Source organism: Vibrio harveyi, assembly GCF_030060435.1.
Taxonomy (GTDB): domain Bacteria; phylum Pseudomonadota; class Gammaproteobacteria; order Enterobacterales; family Vibrionaceae; genus Vibrio; species Vibrio harveyi.
This window is the reverse complement of sequence record NZ_CP125875.1, coordinates 255,957-271,954: the sequence shown is the minus strand read 5'-3', so window position 1 is coordinate 271,954 and position 15,998 is coordinate 255,957. Positions and strand designations below refer to the sequence as shown.

General features: G+C 45.8%; 11 protein-coding genes. 4 read left to right on the top strand and 7 right to left on the bottom strand.

Annotated features, from left to right (window positions below):
- Position 1: 1 nt before the first annotated feature.
- The 4 genes from QMY49_RS01320 to QMY49_RS01305 all read left to right on the top strand — a co-directional run bounded on the left by QMY49_RS01320 (position 2) and on the right by QMY49_RS01305 (position 6,853).
- Positions 2 to 892, top strand: coding sequence for a glucosamine kinase nucleotide-binding domain-containing protein (locus QMY49_RS01320; RefSeq protein WP_009698737.1), 891 nt, complete (start codon positions 2 to 4; stop codon positions 890 to 892).
- 8 nt (positions 893 to 900) lie between these two features.
- Positions 901 to 2,820, top strand: a complete 1,920-nt coding sequence (locus QMY49_RS01315) for a beta-N-acetylhexosaminidase (RefSeq protein ID WP_009703765.1) — start codon at positions 901 to 903, stop codon at positions 2,818 to 2,820.
- A gap of 86 nt (positions 2,821 to 2,906) precedes the next feature.
- On the top strand, positions 2,907 to 5,315 hold the full coding sequence (locus tag QMY49_RS01310; protein ID WP_049535483.1) for a glycoside hydrolase family 94 protein: 2,409 nt from the start codon (positions 2,907 to 2,909) through the stop codon (positions 5,313 to 5,315).
- Between the two features lie 125 nt (positions 5,316 to 5,440).
- A complete protein-coding gene (locus QMY49_RS01305) occupies positions 5,441 to 6,853 on the top strand; it encodes a phosphoglucomutase/phosphomannomutase family protein (protein ID WP_009698740.1) in 1,413 nt (470 codons plus the stop codon).
- 103 nt (positions 6,854 to 6,956) lie between these two features.
- Here QMY49_RS01305 and QMY49_RS01300 read toward each other — a convergent pair whose 3' ends face one another.
- The 7 genes from QMY49_RS01300 to acnB all read right to left on the bottom strand — a co-directional run bounded on the left by QMY49_RS01300 (position 6,957) and on the right by acnB (position 15,899).
- Positions 6,957 to 7,988: an ABC transporter ATP-binding protein gene (locus tag QMY49_RS01300; RefSeq protein WP_047512882.1), complete on the bottom strand. Its 1,032-nt coding sequence runs from the start codon at positions 7,986 to 7,988 to the stop codon at positions 6,957 to 6,959.
- Entirely contained in the window at positions 7,988 to 9,613 is a 1,626-nt protein-coding gene (locus QMY49_RS01295) for an ABC transporter permease (RefSeq protein ID WP_017189149.1), read from the bottom strand. The genes QMY49_RS01300 and QMY49_RS01295 overlap by 1 nt, the downstream gene beginning before the upstream one ends.
- Positions 9,614 to 9,712: 99 nt before the next feature.
- Entirely contained in the window at positions 9,713 to 10,726 is a 1,014-nt protein-coding gene (locus tag QMY49_RS01290; protein WP_005446300.1) for a Fe(3+) ABC transporter substrate-binding protein, read from the bottom strand.
- Between the two features lie 152 nt (positions 10,727 to 10,878).
- Complete coding sequence (locus QMY49_RS01285; protein WP_005446299.1) at positions 10,879 to 12,108, bottom strand: ammonium transporter; 1,230 nt, start codon at positions 12,106 to 12,108, stop codon at positions 10,879 to 10,881.
- A 25-nt stretch (positions 12,109 to 12,133) separates the two neighbouring features.
- Positions 12,134 to 12,472, bottom strand: a complete 339-nt coding sequence (locus QMY49_RS01280) for a P-II family nitrogen regulator (RefSeq protein ID WP_005439398.1) — start codon at positions 12,470 to 12,472, stop codon at positions 12,134 to 12,136.
- Positions 12,473 to 12,660: 188 nt separating this feature from the next.
- A complete protein-coding gene (locus tag QMY49_RS01275; RefSeq protein ID WP_009698742.1) occupies positions 12,661 to 13,029 on the bottom strand; it encodes a YacL family protein in 369 nt (122 codons plus the stop codon).
- A 281-nt stretch (positions 13,030 to 13,310) separates the two neighbouring features.
- On the bottom strand, positions 13,311 to 15,899 hold the full coding sequence (acnB, locus tag QMY49_RS01270; RefSeq protein ID WP_009698743.1) for a bifunctional aconitate hydratase 2/2-methylisocitrate dehydratase: 2,589 nt from the start codon (positions 15,897 to 15,899) through the stop codon (positions 13,311 to 13,313).
- Positions 15,900 to 15,998 lie beyond the last annotated feature (99 nt).

Here is a 15,998-nt window from a genome sequence, read left to right as displayed (position 1 = left end):
CATGGGGATGTATTTTGTAGGTATTGATGGAGGCGGTACGTCATGCCGCGCTCGAATCAAAGATGCACAAGGCAACTTCATTGGTGAAGCCAAAAGCGGCAGTGCAAACATCATGCTGGGCGCAGACATCGCGATGGCGTCGATTCTTGAATCTATTGCTTCAGCGGCAGCACAAGGCGGGCTAACTCAACAAGATTTCGCTTCTATGCACGTAGGTCTGGCTCTAGCAGGTGCGGAACATAAAACCTCTTGGCAAGCATTCATGGCTTTGGAACACCCATTTGCCAGTATGACACTCAATACCGATGCTTACGGAGCATGTATTGGTGCGCATAACGGTGAAGATGGCGCAATCATGATCGCAGGAACAGGTTCATGCGGCATTTTCCTCAAAGGTCTCGAGCAACATGTCGTTGGCGGTCGTGAGTTCCCAATCTCCGATCAAGGTGGCGGCGCAGTCATGGGGTTGCGTCTGATCCAACAAGTCTTGCTGGCAGAAGACGGCATTCGCGAAAAAACACCTCTAGCAGCACACGTAATGGCACATTTTGAAAATGATATCGACAACGTAGTGGCATGGTCTAAGCAGGCTCTACCTCGCGATTACGGTCAATTCTCTCCAGCAATTTTCCAACATGCTGAACAAGGTGATGCACTGGCGATTGAAATGCTAAAGCAAACCGCAGCCGATATAGAAATGTTCTTAGTCGCGCTGAATAAGCGTGGGGCTACTCGTATCTGCCTAATGGGCAGTATCGCAGAGCGAATCCTGAACTGGTTATCTCCACCAGTTCAACAGTGGGTGGTTGAACCTCAGTTTGATGCGATTGAAGGGGCCATTATGTTTGCTGGTAAGCCAGAACATAACCTTTACTCGGTGAGTGTTGAGTAGGAGTGAACATGGAATATCGTGTTGATTTAGTGGTCCTTTCTGAACAAAAACAAAACTGTCGCTTTGGACTCACCTTTCATAATTTGAGCGACCAAGACCTAAACAGCTGGGGCTTAACTTTTGCTTTCGATCGTTACATTCTTCCAGATAGCGTTTCAAATGGTCAACTTACTCAGATTGGTAGTTTTTGCACACTCAAACCAGAAGGTATAGTGCTGGCTGCCAACCACCACTATTACTGTGAATTCAGCATTGGCTCTAACCCATTCCGTTATTATTCGGATGGCTTTAATGAAGCGATGATCGACTTTGTTGTTGATGGTCAACCTCAACGTGCTCAGGTCGATGTTACCCCTATTGTTTTGGCTTCACCATATCGGGAACGCAGCGATATTCCAGCAAGCTTAACGCACGCTCAACCGTTATTGCCAAAACCAAACCATATTGAAGTCAGCGACCACTCGTTCACTTTTGACGAACAAGCTGGCGTTGCAATTTATACCGACTTAGCTAACTCAGCAAAAGCGTGGTTACTAGAAGAGCTCCAGCGTATTCACCAATTTACACTTTCTTCTTCTAACAGCGGCAAAATCATTTTCAAAAGCAACCCAACACTGGATGAGGGGGCATATAAGCTCAAAGTATCAGAAGAGTCGATCAAGATTGAAGCAGGCTCTTCATCTGGCTTTACCCATGCTTGTGCAACTTTATTGCAGCTACTAAAACGAGATGAAGCAACCAAAACCATGGAAGCAGTGTGCTGTTCGATTATAGATAGCCCACGCTTTCGTTATCGCGGCATGATGTTGGACTGTGCTCGCCATTTCCATTCCGTAGAGCAAGTAAAACGCCTGATCAACTTGTTGGCGCATTACAAGTTCAACACGTTCCATTGGCATCTCACTGACGATGAAGGCTGGCGTGTCGAGATCAAATCACTGCCTCAGCTTACGGAAATTGGCGCATGGCGTGGTATCGATGAAACCATCGAGCCACAATACACCCATTTATCTCAACGCTACGGCGGCTTCTACACGCAAGAAGAAATCCGAGACGTTATCGCATTTGCAGAGCAACGCGGTATCACCATCATTCCTGAAATTGATGTACCTGGTCATTGCCGCGCCGCAATTAAGTCTCTGCCTCACCTCTTAATTGAAGCAGAAGACACCACTGAGTACCGCAGCATTCAGCATTACAACGATAATGTCATTAACCCAGCTCTTCCGGGCAGTTACGAGTTTATCGACAAAGTACTTGAAGAGATCGCTGCTCTATTCCCTGCTCCTTATGTTCACATTGGCGCGGACGAAGTGCCTAACGGCGTGTGGTCGAAAAGTCCTGCTTGCCAAGCCCTAATGGAGCAATTGGGTTACACCGATTACAAAGAGCTGCAAGGTCACTTCCTGCGTCATGCAGAAGACAAACTGCGCAAACTGGGTAAACGCATGCTGGGTTGGGAAGAAGCTCAACACGGCAACAAGGTCAGCAAAGATACCGTGATTTACTCATGGTTGAGCGAAGAAGCAGCATTGAACTGTGCTCGCCAAGGCTTTGATGTGGTGCTGCAACCTGCACAAACTACTTATTTGGATATGACCCAAGACTACGCACCAGAAGAGCCTGGTGTGGACTGGGCTAACCCGCTGCCATTAGAGAAAGCTTACAACTACGAGCCGTTAGCAGAAGTGCCTGCTGACGATCCAATCAGAAAACGCATTTGGGGCATTCAAACCGCTCTATGGTGCGAAATCATCAACAACCCATCGCGCATGGACTACATGATTTTCCCTCGCCTGACTGCCATGGCAGAAGCATGTTGGACTGAAAAACAACACCGCGATTGGACCGACTATTTATCACGGTTGAAAGGACACCTACCTCTGCTTGACTTGCAGGGAGTGAATTACCGTAAACCGTGGAAGTAATACCAAGCCAGATGCCAACGCATCACGCTTAAAGAGTTTTTAAATTTTTGGCTGCAGGCGCAGCTTAGTAAAAAGGAAATACACAAATGAAATACGGCTATTTCGATAACGAGAATCGCGAATACGTCATCACTCGCCCTGACGTACCAGCACCATGGACAAACTACCTAGGTACTGAGAAGTTCTGTACAGTTATCTCGCACAACGCGGGTGGCTACTCGTTCTACAACTCTCCAGAATACAACCGTGTTACTAAATTCCGTCCAAACGCGACATTCGATCGCCCAGGACACTACGTTTACCTGCGTGATGATGAGACAGGTGATTACTGGTCAATCTCTTGGCAACCTGTTGCGAAAAGCCTAGATGAAGCAAACTACGAAGTTCGTCACGGCTTGTCTTACTCTAAGTTCAAATGTGAATACAGCGGTATTACCGCGACGAAAACATTGTTCGTTCCAAAAGGTGAAGACGCTGAAATCTGGGATGTAGTGATTAAAAACACCTCCGACAAACCACGCACGATCAGCGCATTCTCATTTGTTGAGTTCTCATTCAGCCACATTCAATCTGATAACCAAAACCATCAGATGTCTCTTTACTCAGCAGGTACGGCTTACAACGAAGGCGTGATTGAGTACGACCTGTACTACAACACGAACGATTTCGAAGGTTTCTACTACCTAGCTTCAACATTTGACCCAGATTCATACGACGGTCAACGTGACAGCTTCCTTGGTCTATACCGTGACGAAGCAAATCCGTTAGCAGTAGAACAAGGTAAGTGTTTCAACACCGCACAAACTTGTTACAACCACTGTGGCTCTCTGCACAAGCAATTTACCATCCAACCAGGTGAGGAAGTTCGCTTTGCTTACATTCTAGGTATCGGTAAAGGCAACGGTGAGCGTCTGCGTGCTAAGTACCAAGATCTTGCAGAAGTTGACAACGCATTTGCTGGTATCAAAGCACACTGGGATGAGCGTTGTGGCAAGTTCCAAGTGAAATCACCAAACGAAGGTCTAGACACCATGATCAACGCTTGGACGCTATACCAAGCGGAAACTTGTGTCGTTTGGTCTCGCTTTGCTTCATTCATCGAAGTGGGTGGTCGTACTGGTCTGGGTTACCGCGATACAGCGCAAGATGCGATCTCAGTTCCTCATGCTAACCCTGCAATGACGCGTAAACGTATCGTTGACCTGCTACGCGGTCAGGTGAAAGCGGGTTATGGTCTACACCTATTTGATCCAGATTGGTTCGATCCAGAAAAAGCTGACGTTAAACCATCGAAATCACCGACAGTTGTTCCTACTCCGTCTGATGAAGACAAGATTCACGGTATCGAAGACACATGTTCGGATGACCATCTATGGTTAGTCCCAACCATCTGTAAGTACGTGATGGAAACGGGTGAACATAGCTTCTTCGACGAAGTGATCCCTTATGCTGACGGCGGTGATGCCACGGTTTATGACCACATGAAGGCAGCACTAGACTTCTCGGCTGAATACGTAGGTCAAACCGGTATCTGTAAAGGTCTGCGTGCAGACTGGAACGACTGTCTAAACCTCGGTGGTGGTGAATCTTCAATGGTGTCGTTCCTACACTTCTGGGCACTGCAAGAGTTCATCGACCTAGCGAAATACTTAGGTAAACAAGCTGACGTTGAAAAATACACGGAAATGGCAGCAAACGTTCGTGAAGCATGTGAAACACACCTTTGGGATGACGAAGGTGGTTGGTACATCCGTGGTCTAACGAAAAATGGTGACAAGATCGGTACAGCGCAACAAGCGGAAGGTCGAGTACACCTTGAGTCAAACACGCTTGCGGTACTTTCAGGTGCGGTATCTCAAGAGCGCGGTGAAAAAGCGATGGACGCAGTCGATGAGAACCTGTTCTCTGAATATGGCTTACACCTAAATTCACCATCATTCGCAACACCAAACGATGACATCGGCTTTGTTACTCGCGTTTATCAAGGCGTAAAAGAAAACGGGGCAATCTTCTCACATCCAAACCCATGGGCTTGGGTAGCTGAGGCTAAATTAGGTCGTGGTGACCGTGCAATGAAGTTCTACGATGCACTAAACCCATACAACCAGAACGACATCATCGAAAAACGTATTGCAGAACCTTACTCGTACGTACAGTTCATCATGGGTCGTGACCACCAAGACCACGGTCGTGCAAACCACCCATGGTTAACAGGTACATCTGGTTGGGCTTACTTCGCCGTAACCAACTTTATCCTCGGTGTGCGTACAGGCTTCGATGGTCTGACCATCGATCCTTGTATCCCAACGAACTGGCCAGGTTTCGAAGTGACTCGTCAATGGTTAGGTGCAACGTACAACATCAAAGTCGTTAACCCTGATTCAGTGAGCAAAGGCGTTAAGTCGATTACCGTAAACGGAGAAGCTGTAAGTGGTGCATCGGTGCCAGTTCAAGCACAAGATTCAGTAAACGAAGTTATCGTTACTCTAGGTTAATCATATTTTAGGGGAGTCCTTCTCCCCTTTTGGTTTATCCGGTGCACTTGAGTTTGATAAGCGCATCGGTTCGCTAGCAAAGATTTAAGAAGCGGTGGGATGCCGCTCTTATCGAGGATCGAATTATGATCAAATTTGGTACAGGTGGTTGGCGTGCATTTATCGGTGAGGAGTTCACCAAAGATAATGTACGTTTGGTTGCTCAAGCAGTCGCAAACATTACGAATAACGAATCCGTGGCTGATCGTGGTTTTGTCATTGGTTATGACCGCCGCTTTCTTTCTGATAAAGCTGGTCGTTGGTTCGCTGAAGTATTAGCGGCAAACGGCATTGTGGTTAGCTTTATCGACAAGTTTGTTCCAACGCCTATCGTGATGTTCAAAGCGAAGGAAATGGGTTGTGCTTACTCGGCATGTATTACCGCATCACACAACCCAGCCGATTACAACGGCATCAAAGTCTTCATTGAAGGCGGTCGCGACGCTGATGAAATCATCACACAAAAAATCGAATCACAAATATCAACACTAACGACACAAGATGTAAAAAGCGTCGACTTTGAACAAGCGGTTGAAGATAAGCTGATTCAAATCATCAACCCGATGAACGAGTTTGTTGACTCAATCATTGACTTTATCGACATCGAGGCGATCAAAAAGGCAAATCTACGCGTATTGATCGACCCTATGTTTGGTGTTGCAAAAAACGCACTTCAAACGGTACTGATTAATGGTCGCTGTGAAGTCGACGTGATCAACGATGGCAAGAACCCAGACTTTGGCGGATTGATGCCATCGCCAAGTGCAGCAACGCTTTATCGCTTGATGCACCTTGTTGAGCAGGAAGGCTATGACATTGGTATCGGTACCGATGGCGATGCAGACCGTCTTGGCATTATCGACGAGAAAGGTAACTTCATTCATCCAAATGAAGTGTTACTGCTGCTTTACTACTACTTGCTTGAATACAAAGGCTGGACAGGCTCAGTAGTGCGTAATATCGCAACTACACACTTACTCGACAAAGTCGCGGAAGACCACGGAGAAAAGTGCTTTGAGGTTCCTGTCGGCTTTAAGCATATCAGTTCTCAAATGGAAGCTGACGATTCACTGATTGGCGGTGAAAGTTCTGGCGGTCTAACCATTCGCGGTCACATCAAAGGTAAGGATGGCGTATTCGCATCAAGCCTATTGGTGGAAATGATTTCAGTAACCGGTAAAAAACTGTCTGAGTTACTCGATGAAATCTACGGTAAGTACGGCTATGCGTATATGGCTGAAGGCGATTGCAAATTCAAACCTGCGCAAAAAGACGCGTTGTTCAACAAGATTTATATTGAGAAGCAGTTACCTGAGTTTGAGTTTGAGATCGAAAAAGTCAGCTACGAAGATGGTGCGAAAGTTTACTTCAAAAACGGTGGTTGGATTATCGCTCGTTTCTCTGGTACCGAACCGTTGCTACGTATTTTTGCAGAGATGCAAGATAAGGACACTGCGGAACGTGTTCTTCAACAGTTTAAAGACTTCTTGTCTTTATAACTGACACCTTGTGCCCGCTTCGAGCACATAACCTATAGGTGAAGAACACTTGCCCGGCTTTAGCGCCGGGCTTTTTTATGGTGCTGAATTTGGGCTTAACTGATTACGCAAAAGCCAACACGCCTTGTGTTTCCACTTTCACTGCGACGCTATCACCGACATTCAACGCTTGCGTTGACGTCGCTAATAAACGGTCGCCGTTAACATCAATCACATAACGGCAGTGATCACCCATAAAGTGTTGCTCAAGCACTTTGACCGCACTTTCTTCATCAGCGGCAATCTGTACATGCTGAGGACGAAGTAACAGCGCACAGTCTCCATCCATCTTAATGTCTTGCTGAGCGTTCGCTTCCACCACGCCAAGGTGTGTATCAAATTCGCTCTCAGAGATTCGCTTTGCAGCAAGGTAGCTACCACCACCTAGGAAGTCAGCAACAAACTTACTCGACGGTTGGTAGTAAAGTTCAGAGGCAGTACCGTACTGTTCAATCACACCATGGTTCATCACGGCCATCTTATCGGCAAAAGCAAAAGCTTCTTCACGACTGTGAGTTACAAAGATCGCAGTAACTCCCTGCTCCTTAAAAATCTTGCGAATTTCACGGATCAGCTCGTGACGCACCTGAGTATCGATGTTAGAAAATGGTTCATCAAGCAACAGAAGATCCGGCTTATACGCCAGTGAACGAGCAATCGCAACACGCTGTTGCTGACCACCTGACAGCTGATGCGGGTAACGTTCACCAAAGCCTTTAAGATGAACTAAGCCCAACATTTCCTCTACTTTCAGCAGCTTTTGTTGCGCTGTTTCATTCTTTAAACCAAACGCAATGTTCTCGGCAACCGTCAGGTGCGGAAACAAGGCGTAATCTTGAAAGATCATGCCAATATTACGCTGCTCTGGTGGTAACCAATTTTTACCGTCATCAATAGTGAGGCAGTTCAGGCTCATTTGACCTGAACTTAGCGGAAGGAGACCTGCAATGGCTTTCAGAAGCGTTGTCTTACCACAACCACTTGCGCCTAATAGACAAACAATTTGCCCCTGTTCCACTTCTAAGGACAAAGACTCAAGAACAGTTTGTGACTCATACTGGCAAGTAAGATTTTGAATGGATAATGCACAGCTCATTAATGACTTTGCTCCAGTGAACGGTTAACAACAACAAGCGGGATTAACCCAACAAGAACCAGTAATACGGCGGGTAATGCAGCAAGTTCTAAATGCTCATCCGAGGCAAAGTTATACACGTACGTCGCCAAGGTTTCGAAGTTAAATGGGCGCAGCAATAACGCGGCATTGAGTTCTTTCATCGACTCAATGAACACCAACAGACCAGCAATTAAGGCACCACGCTTAACCAATGGAAAATGCACACGCCACAACATAGTGTTTGGTGTACACCCCATCGTACGCGAAGCCATATCCAACGATGGCGAAATCTTATTTAGGTTACTCTCAACGCTACCGATCGCGACAGCAGAAAAACGAACAACCATCGCGAAAATCAGAGCAAACATAGATCCTGAGAAGATCAGTCCCGGTCTACCCCACTCCATCGCTTTAGCAATATCGTTCACGCGATGATCCATAAACAGCACCGCTACCATCACACCTATGGCGAGCACAGTACCAGGTACCGCATATCCCATTGAAGATAGGCGCATAAAGGCTAAACTTGAACGTCCACCATTGACTCGCTGACTAAAGTTTACCGTTAAAGCAATCGCAACACCGATGATTGCAGCCACGACTGACACCACCAAACTATTCCATGCATATTCACGAAACTCCGGTGTCCAGCTTTGCGCAAAGTAAGTAATAGCGTAATCAATCAACTGTAGCAGAGGGAAAATAAATGCGATCGCAACCAAGCCCCAACACCAAACTAATGCGCCCCACTTTTGCCAACCTTGAAGTTCATAGCGAAAATCTTCATGACTATTAAACTGGCTTTGGAACAGCTTCTGCTTGCGGCGACTGTAGCGCTCAGCACTTAACAGCAACACAACTATCACCAACATCATGGCTGAAATTTTCGCTGCGGCATTCAGGTTCGAATACCCAAGCCAAGTATCATAAACCGCAGTGGTAAGTGTGTTCACTGCAAAATAGCTGACGGTGCCGAAGTCACCAATGGTTTCCATCGCGACCAGAGACAAACCAACGGCGATAGAAGGTCTAACAAGCGGTAAAGAGATACGCCAAAAGCTCTCCCAAGGAGAACACTTCAGTAAGCGTGCACTTTGTAACAAAGAGACGTTCTGTTCCATAAATGCCGCTCGGCAGAGTAAGTAAACATATGGATAAAGAACCAGAGAAAGAACAAAGGTCGCACCACTCAAGGTACGAATATCAGGAAACCAGTATTCACCAGGTCCCCATCCGGTTATATCACGTAAGAAGATCTGGATCGGTCCGGCAAAATCAAACCAATCCGTAAAAATGTAACCAATGATATAACCCGGCATAGCAAGAGGCAGAACCAATGCCCATTGTAACCATTTCTCGGTTGGCAGTTTGCACATAGCCATAAACCAAGCGCTTGGGATACCGAGAATCAAAGAAAGAATCATCACACCAGAGGTCAGAGCAACGGTGTTATAGATGTAGGTTGGCATGACCGTCGACATCAAATGCGTAAACAAGTCATCCGTCTCGCCAATGGCGGTATAGAAGATCGCTAAGATCGGCAAAACCAGTAACAGGGTGATCACCCCACTACTGGTTTTCCATAGAGAATGTTTATTCTTCATTGCCTAAATACTGCAAGGCTTTATGAAATACAAATGCAGTTGCAAATACATCTCATATCCTTTAATCAAATGGGGGTATAGTTATACCCCCACATGGAATTAAAGGTCAAATTTCACTTCATCTAGTAGCTTAATTGCAGCTTCGTGGTGAGAAGCAATGTCATCTAGAGAGATAGTATCTGCTTTGAAGTCACCCCAAGATTCCACAAGTTCAGAACGCTTAACGCCTTCTTTTACTGGGTACTCGTAGTTTACTTCTGCATACATTTGCTGCGCTTTGTCACCAGTTAGGAATTCCATTAGCTTCACAGCGTTGTCTTTGTTTGGAGAGAACTTCGCCATTGCCATACCAGAGATATTTACGTGAGTACCTGTTGTCTCTTGGTTAGGGAAGTTGATGTATACCGCGTCAGCCCAAGCTTTTTGCTCTTTGTCGTTAACCATCTTACCTAGGTAGTAGCTGTTACCTAGAGAAACGTCACATAGACCTTCTTTGATTGCTTTAACTTGAGCACGGTCGTTACCTTGAGGCTTACGAGCTAGGTTCGCTTTAACGCCTTCTAGCCACTCTTTTGTTTCAGCTTCACCGTGGTGCGCGATCATAGAAGACACTAGAGATACGTTGTAAGGGTGCTTACCGCTGCGTGTACAGATTTTGCCTTTGAATTCAGGCTTTGCTAGGTCTGCATAGTTGAAATCGTTACCTAGCTTACCAACACGGTCACGTGAAGAGTAAACGTTACGAGTACGTAGAGTTAGAGCAAACCACTCGTTTTCTTTATCTTGGTACTGTGCAGGTACGTTTTCTTCGATGATTTTGCTGTCTACCTTTTGAACCAGACCTTTGTTTGTCAGTTCAGCTAGACGGCTGATATCTGTAGTAAGGATTACGTCAGCAGGGCTGTATTCGCCTTCCTGAGCCAACTTCTCTGCTAGACCTTTTTTCGCAAACTTAACGTTTACTTTGATACCAGTTTCTTTAGTGAACTCGTTGAACATAGGTTCAACTAGGAAAGGTTGACGGTAAGAGTAGACGTTCACTTCTTCAGCAGCCATTGCTGTTGGAGCTAGAGTTGCGCAAGTAATCGCTGAAAGAGTTAGCAGTTTTTTCATTGTTTAATCCTTTACCATGCTAATGATAACGTTTATCAGTTGCGTTATTATATGCATGTTCAATAAGAAAACAATTAATCCATAAAAAAAACCTACTCGTCAGAGCAGGTTTTTGATGATTAACTTTGTAACGAATTGTGTCGTTATGACTGTTATTTCACAGTCACGAATTCTGGGTAAGCGCCAACACCACAGTCGTGCATATCCATACCTTCCAACTCTTCGTCTTCCGACACTCGGATACCAATTGTTGCCTTCAGAATTGCCCATACCACAAGGCTTGCACCGAATACCCAAGCGAAGATAACAGCAGCACCTAGAAGCTGTGCACCAAATGTGGCATCACCATTACTTAGCGGCACAACCATAAGACCAAAGAAGCCACACACACCATGAACTGAGATAGCACCTACAGGATCATCAATCTTCACTTTATCCAGACCAATGATACTGAACACAACTAGCGCACCAGATACCGCACCGATAGCCACAGCATAAAGTGGTGATGGTGATAGAGGATCGGCAGTGATTGCTACAAGACCTGCCAAGGCACCGTTCAGAATCATTGTTAGGTCAGCTTTACCCCAAGTGGTTTTACACACTAGTAGAGCTGCAATTGCGCCTGCCGCTGCCGCAGCGTTAGTGTTCAAGAAAATTTGACCTACCGCTGTCGCGTTCTCAAAGTCAGAAACCATTAGTTGAGAACCGCCGTTGAAACCGAACCAACCAAACCAAAGGATGAATGTACCTAATGTCGCTAGAGGCATGTTTGAACCTGGAATTGGGTAGATTTCACCATTTTTGCCATATTTACCTTTACGAGCACCCAGTAGTAATACGCCAGCTAACGCTGCTGCTGCACCCGCCATGTGTACAATGCCTGAACCAGCAAAGTCACTAAAGCCAGCTTCTGATAAGAAACCACCGCCCCAAGTCCAGTAACCTTCCATAGGGTAGATAAATGCCGTCAGTACCGCAGAGAAGATAAGGAAAGACCAAAGCTTCATGCGCTCAGCAACTGCACCAGATACGACTGACATTGCTGTAGCTACGAATACAACTTGGAAGAAGAAGTCCGACTCTAGAGAATGATCTGCCCCTTCACCTTGTGTGCCAATTAGCGCACCAAATGATGGTAGCCAGCCGCCTTCGCCATTATCAACATACATAATGTTGTAGCCGACCAATAAGAACATGGTACAGGCAATCGCATATAGACAGATATTTTTGGTTAGAATTTCGGTGGTGTTTTTAGAGCGAACTAAGCCCGCTTCCAGCATGGCAAAGCCTGCTGCCATCCACATTACCAACGCACCGGAAATGAGGAAGAAAAAGGTGTCGAGTGCGTAACGTAATTCCGTTACCGTTGTTGTTAATTCCATGATAGTTCTCCAATCCCTTGAATTCTTAAAGTGCTTCTGCGTCCATTTCACCAGTACGAATACGCACGGCTTGGTTTAGGTCGTAGACAAAAATCTTGCCGTCACCAATTTTTCCGGTTTGAGCCGCTTTAGTGATGGCTTCTACCACGCGTTCAACATTGTCTGCATGGGTCGCGATTTCTAGTTTTACTTTTGGTAGAAAGTCGACTTGGTATTCAGCACCACGATATAGTTCCGTGTGCCCTTTTTGGCGACCAAAACCTTTAACCTCAGATACTGTCATCCCTTCAATACCGACATCAGCCAATGCTTCGCGCACATCGTCTAATTTAAAAGGCTTTATAATGGCATTAATGATTTTCATTGAATCTTCTCCGCAGCTTTCATCCTGAAACACTTGTATTAATCCAAGCTGCGTGCCAACTTTTTATCTATTTGATTTATATGAACTTATTAAAAATAATAATCTTGTAAACAAAAAGGGCGCACCACATCGGTGCGCCCTTTTCACAAATATAAGGCAACCCTAATTAGACTACCCAAAATTGTGCATTAAATGTTCAAAAAGTCTTTCCACTGCTCTATCAAGGCACAAAAGTCCTCAATACCACAACTCGCAGTACTCTCAGCATCATAGAAATCGAACTCACTTTCCATCTCGACTTCATAGTCGTGACCCAGTACGTTTTCTTGAACCAGAACTTCATCGCCGACGATCATTAAACTTATCTCAGATCCAGTTAATCTATGCTCTTGAGATGGCGAAGAAAATGCCTGTTCAACCAAGCTTTCAACTTGCGCAATCTTAGCCGGATCTTTGCCAATTTCTTCTTGTAGCCAGCGACCTACAATCTCATGCCCCATACTGCATTTGACATAATATTCGCCCATCAATGTATTGCGGATGAATTCAAACTCCATCGAGATCGCCTTTTCGTATCAATTTGGTGCGGAGTATACAGGGAGATATGGGATGGGAGAAGCGCGAGACGCGGAGTTCTCTCAATCGCTTGTTTAAAAGAGATTCCCGACAGCACTCCTTTGTCGTTTTCGGGAATGACATCGTTTTTACTCTTGGCTATTTAATCGTCATCCTCAAGAGCGAGGTACGAGCGAGCTGGGGATCTCTCGCAATGCGTTATCTAAAAAAACACCCACCAAATGGTGGGCGCTTATCAAGTATTAGCAAAGCTCACTAAGAATTATGCAGGCTCTTGGAAAATCACTTCTGCCGCTTTCTTGGTGTACTGATCCATCTTGTGGAAGTTCAAGTAGCGGTATGTGTCTGCTGCTGTCGCATCAATTTGCTTCGCGTATTCTAAGTACTCTTCTTTGGTTGGAATCTTACCTAGAATTGCACCTACCGCTGCTAGCTCCGCAGACGCAAGGTAAACATTAGCACCCGTACCAAGACGGTTCGGGAAGTTACGCGTTGAAGTCGACATTACCGTCGCTTTATCTGCTACGCGTGCTTGGTTACCCATACATAGAGAACACCCTGGCGTTTCAATACGTACACCAGCACGACCATAGATACCGTAGTAACCTTCCTCTGTCAGTTGGTCACGGTCCATCTTGGTTGGCGGTGCCACCCATAGACGAGTATCTAATTGACCACCGTATTGCTCTAGCAATTTACCTGCTGCACGGAAGTGACCAATGTTAGTCATACAAGAACCGATAAACACTTCATCAATCTGTGTACCTTGAACTTCAGATAGAAGACGAGCGTCATCTGGATCGTTCGGTGCACATAGGATTGGCTCGTGAATATCTGCTAGGTCGATTTCAATGATGTGCGCATATTCTGCATCCGCATCTGCTTCCATCAACTCTGGGTTTGCTAACCACTCTTCCATCGCTGTGATACGACGCTCGATAGTACGACGATCGCCGTAACCTTCCGAGATCATCCACTTAAGCATAGTGATGTTTGAGTTTAGGTATTCCTCGATAGACTCTTGAGATAGCTTAACTGTACAACCTGCCGCAGAACGCTCTGCTGATGCATCAGACAGCTCGAATGCCTGCTCTACAGTTAGGTGCTCAACGCCTTCAATTTCTAGTACACGACCAGAGAATTCGTTGATCTTACCTGCTTTCTCAACCGTCAGTAGACCTTGTTGGATTGCGTAGTAAGGGATGGCATGTACCAAGTCACGTAGCGTGATACCTGGCTGCATTTCACCTTTAAAGCGTACCAAGATTGACTCTGGCATATCCAGTGGCATAACACCTGTCGCAGCTGCGAATGCAACGAGACCTGAACCTGCTGGGAATGAAATACCAAGAGGAAAACGTGTATGTGAATCACCACCCGTACCAACGGTATCAGGTAGAAGCATACGGTTTAACCATGAGTGAATTACACCATCACCAGGACGAAGCGATACACCACCACGGTTCATAATGAAATCAGGTAGTGTATGGTGCGTATTTACATCGACTGGTTTTGGATAAGCAGACGTGTGACAAAATGACTGCATCACGAGATCAGCAGAGAAGCCCAGACACGCAAGGTCTTTTAGTTCGTCACGTGTCATTGGACCGGTAGTATCCTGAGAACCTACCGTTGTCATCTTCGGTTCACAGTATTGACCTGCACGTACACCTTCTACGCCACATGCTTTACCCACCATCTTCTGAGCCAAGGTGTAACCTTTATCAGAAGCTGAAGGGTCAACAGGCTTAGCAAAAAGATCGGTTTCTTCTAGACCAAGTGATGCACGAGCACGGCTTGTTAAGCCACGACCAATAATCAGTGGAATACGACCACCAGCACGAACTTCATCAAGCAACACTTTGCTCAGTTCAAAGCTAGAGATCTCTTCACCGTTTTTACGCACAACACCTTCGTATGGGAAGATATCAATCACATCACCCATGTTCATGTTTTGCACGTCTAGTTCAATTGGTAGTGCACCAGAATCTTCCATCGTGTTGTAGAAAATTGGGGCGATCTTACCACCTAGACAGATACCACCCGTGCGCTTATTTGGTACAAATGGGATATCTTCACCCATAAACCAAAGCACTGAGTTAGTTGCTGATTTACGCGAAGAACCGGTACCAACAACATCACCTACGTATGCTAGTGGAATGCCGTCTTTTTGCAGTTCTTCAATTTGATTGATAGGACCAACGCTGCCTGGTTGATCCGGTACAATGCCATCACGTTCCATTTTCAGCATCGCTTTTGCGTGTACTGGAATATCTGGACGAGACCAAGCATCTGGAGCTGGAGACAAGTCATCGGTGTTGGTTTCACCGGTTACTTTAAATACTTTAACAGTAATCTGATCCGCGACTTTCTTCTTCGATGTGAACCATTCAGCATCAGCCCACGATTGTAGAACTTGTTTCGCGAATGCATTACCTGCTTTAGCCTTCTCTTCAACATCATAGAAAGCGTCAAACATCAGTAGAGTATGAGACAGCGCTTTTACAGCAATAGGCGCTAGTAGATCATCTTCTAGGAATTCAACTAGAGGAGCGATGTTGTAACCGCCTTGCATTGTACCTAGTAGCTCAGCTGCCTTTTCACGGCTCACAAGTGGTGATTCCACTTCACCTTTTGCTACCGCCGTCAGGAAACCCGCTTTTACATAAGCAGCTTCATCTACACCTGGTGGGATACGGTTCTCTAGTAGGTCAAGAATAAAAGCTTCTTCACCTTGCGGGGGATTTTTCAGAAGTTCAACAAGTCCAGCAACTTGTTCAGCGTCTAGCGGTTTAGGAACAACTCCTTCGGCAGCACGCTCTTCGACGTGTTTACGGTAGGCTTCAAGCACGACTTTTTTCCTCTCATTGCGGTTCCTCCTTTTTAATTACTATTTTTCAAAGTAAAGGAGTGAACATCCTTGGAAACTTGGCTCTCCATTGCCCTTGTT